The 3,381-nt window shown below is 36.5% G+C and carries 2 protein-coding genes; one reads left to right on the top strand and one right to left on the bottom strand.

Annotation, left to right across the window (positions count from 1 at the left end):
* Positions 1-599: 599 nt before the first annotated feature.
* On the top strand, positions 600-2,642 hold the full coding sequence (locus F6K22_RS36500; RefSeq protein WP_293109566.1) for a DICT sensory domain-containing protein: 2,043 nt from the start codon (positions 600-602) through the stop codon (positions 2,640-2,642).
* Positions 2,643-2,678: 36 nt separating this feature from the next.
* Here the strand turns inward: F6K22_RS36500 and F6K22_RS36495 are convergent, their stop codons facing one another.
* A complete protein-coding gene (locus F6K22_RS36495) occupies positions 2,679-3,008 on the bottom strand; it encodes an STAS domain-containing protein (protein WP_293109564.1) in 330 nt (109 codons plus the stop codon).
* Between the last annotated feature and the right edge of the window lie 373 nt (positions 3,009-3,381).

The raw sequence follows: 3,381 nt of genomic DNA, 5'->3' as shown, positions 1-3,381 counted from the left end.
CCACTCTGCAATACCCATAAGTCTTATAAGTATTGCAGAGTGGGGAGTGTGGGAGGTGTGGTCCTTGTGGGGAGATAGTTTAAGTAGCCCCGATCAAGAAATAAAATTGCGTTATTCACTTTTAGCTACCTCTTTCTGGAATTGCGTTATGGCAGTTTTGTCTTCTCTTCCCCCTCTTCTCCCTCTCCCCCCTCTCCCCTATCCTGTAAGGAATTCGATCTTATGTGGGTAAAGCATAGCTTTTAGAGGGAGGCTTTAAACCCAATTTTTCGGTAAAACAATCAATTTTTGTTCATTATATGCAATGGCTAACAATTACTGATAAAATTATTACTAACAAGTTTTTTAGATAGTCGCCGGAGGGTATACCTCTTGCAGAAGAGCTTTTCATGTCGCGAAGGGAGATGGAGACCAAAAACAAACTTGGAGAAAGTTTAAGACAATCGCAAATGATAGCAACATTTGATCAAGCTTTAACCCACTCAGAGGTTGAAAAAATAGTAGAAATCACTTCCCTAAAAGTGTAGTGTAGTAAGGATATCAAATCAACGATGTATATTTGATGTTAGTAATACAGTAGGTCAAAAAGTAACCGCCAGATGACCATTCCTAAATCCGTATTAGCAGAACTGGTGCTAGAGGTTCCGCAGATCAGACCACAAATTTATTTTAAGTCATCTCTGACTGCTCTCTCTCATGCGATGGAAGAGCAGGTTTTAGCAGGTTCTGATCAACCTCTGGTAATAGCAACTTTTCAGAAAGAGCGTTTTTATCGTCAAGAAGCTCACCGTTATCGAAGAATTGCTAACCTCACATCCCAAGTATATGTACTAGCTGCACCAGAAACGGAATTTAAAAATTCTTCTGAATATCACGAAACAGTAGCTTTTGATCCGAGAGATCCTTTAATTATGGAATGGAATCTACTGATCCTTGCTCAAGAGTATTCAAGTTGTTTGATTTGCAATGAGTGTGATAATTCTGGCCTAGTTGATGAAAGAGATCGGTTCAGTGGAATGGAGCAAGCACGTAGGTTTGAAGGTATCTGGACTTTCGATCGTCAGGTATGTGTCCAATCTGCTGCATTATTACTCCATCGAATCCTTAAATATAGACCAGAGTTAAAGGAAAAGGTTCAAGCAGCTACAGAAATTTATGGCATCAATTTGGATTTAAGGAAGCGAAAAAAATCTGCTCAAAGTAAATCTAGTTCTAATGGTATTAATAAGAAAGCTTCAGAAGTAGTTGGAAATAATAATTTTAATAATCCTTTTGCTCAACGTTTGGTGACTTATTTGCAAGCAAGTCAATATAAGTTAATTAAAACTTATCGCTCAATCGCAGCTCAGGAAAAAAAACAACGCTTAATTAATGTTATCTCTTCTGCTATGAGGCGATCGCTAGATCCGGATGAGATTATCAAAGTGGCAGTGCAAGAACTGGGAGAAGCACTTTTGGCCAGCCGATGTTTGATCTATCAGTGTCGGCCTGCGGATACAATAGCAACTATTACTCACGAGTATTTAGGTCTATCAGTAAAATCTTTGCTGAATCAGGTCTGGCCTCTAAAAGACAATTATCTGTTTCAGAAAGTTGTTCAAACTCAAGGGCGAGTTTATATAGAAGATACAAGTTTACTACCTGAGTATTTGGTGCTAGAAACTTCAGTTACTCCCAAATCTAAACAGAGAAATTGTCTGGAAAACTTAATATCTCAATGGGAGATTTCGAGCTGGTTGATGATACCTCTACTGTATCAGGGGCGACTCTTAGGTATGGTGGAATTACATAATTGTGGATCGTCTCCCCATAAGTGGTCTGAAGAACAAATAGATTTAGTAGAAGCGATCGCTACTCAGTTAAGTATAACTTTGATTCAGGCAGAAACTTATACTCACTTAGAAGAATTAAATCAACAATTAGAGGCTCTTGACCGAACTCGCAGTAATTTAATTGCTATTACTGGCCATGAGTTACGGACTCCCCTATCTACTATCCAAGTTTGCTTGGAAAGTCTTAGTCAAGAACCGGATATGCCTGAAGAGTTACGCCAAGTGATGCTAGAAACTGCATTGGCAGATGCAGATAGAATGCGTCATCTTGTGCAAGATTTCTTAACATTGTCTCATTTAGAAAGTGGTCGAGTTCAATGGAATATAGAATATCTACCTCTATTGGAATGTGTTGATTTAGCTCTTAGTAGTATTCGGGCCCACAAATTAGAACAGGAGTTGCCGAATATTACTACTCAGGTATCGGCAGAACTACCTTTAGTCTTGGCCGATGGGGAATGGTTAGTAGAGGTCTTATCAAAACTCTTGGACAATGCTTGTAAGTTTACTCAAGCTGAAGGAAGAGTAATAATTAGAGCGACTTCTAATAGTGAGAATATGTTGAAGGTGACTATCTCTGATACTGGCCGTGGGATTGAACCTAATCAGTTAGAGACTGTATTTGATCGTTTTTATCAAGAAGAAGGCGCTTTACGACGTAGTGTTGGAGGCACAGGTTTAGGTTTAGCTATTTGTCGTCAGATTATTAGTCGTTTAGGGGGTAAAATTTGGGCTGAGTCGGCTGGTAAAGATCGGGGTAGTGAGTTTCATTTTACGATTCCAATTGTTGGTAATACTCAGAAGGAATAAGAAACATAAAAGGAACTGAATTAATAAATTGAAAAGCTAGCAAAGTAGTAGTTTAGGGTTTAATGAATTGATCAATGTTTCGTCTTCTAAAATTTTAAATTCTTGGTCTAGTCCGGTAATTTCAAAAACTACTTGAATATCATCTTGGAGGTTGAAAAGATATAATTTACATCCTCTTTTTTCAGCAATTTTGCGGACGACCACTAAAGTAGTCAAACCAAAATTATTAATTTTGTTGACCAATGCCAAATCTATGATCCAGTATAAATTTTTGTTTTGGAAAATTAGTTTATCTACTATTTGCTTGAGTCGATAACTCCCCTTTAAATCTAAGTTGCCTTGAGGACGAAATAAAATTGCTTGCATAAAATATAATCCTATATATAATAAGTGAAAAATAAAATTATAAAAGTCAAGGAATTAACAAAAATTAGCTGTCTAAATTTTAAGATTAGCTAATATAAAATACTAAACTTTCGGTAAATATTTACCTGTAGTTAAGGGGGTTATAGATGTTTGTTTCCAGCATGAATTATGCTATTTCAGATAAGAATAGTAATTTTTACTGGGGTTGATGATGAAAAAATAGTTCCTATAGCACTAAGTTAATTGGTTAAGACAATAAATTTAGGCTCAAAGGGAATAGGGAATAGGGAATAGAAAAATGTCCTAACCTTAATGGGTAGCGATATATACTTGAAGTAATTAAAATAAAGAAATATTATTCAATGATTTATCA

This window comes from Okeania sp. SIO2F4 (assembly GCF_010672385.1).
Taxonomy (GTDB): Bacteria; Cyanobacteriota; Cyanobacteriia; order Cyanobacteriales; family Microcoleaceae; genus Trichodesmium.
The sequence above is the reverse complement of the archived record's forward strand: the minus strand, read 5'-3'. Positions and strand labels throughout refer to the sequence as shown.

Bases quoted from the DNA above. Each gene is read 5' to 3' on its own strand.
- F6K22_RS36500 (WP_293109566.1), top strand. From the start codon at position 600: ATGACCATTCCTAAATCCGTATTAGCAGAACTGGTGCTAGAGGTTCCG.
- F6K22_RS36495 (WP_293109564.1), bottom strand. From the start codon at position 3,008: ATGCAAGCAATTTTATTTCGTCCTCAAGGCAACTTAGATTTAAAGGGG.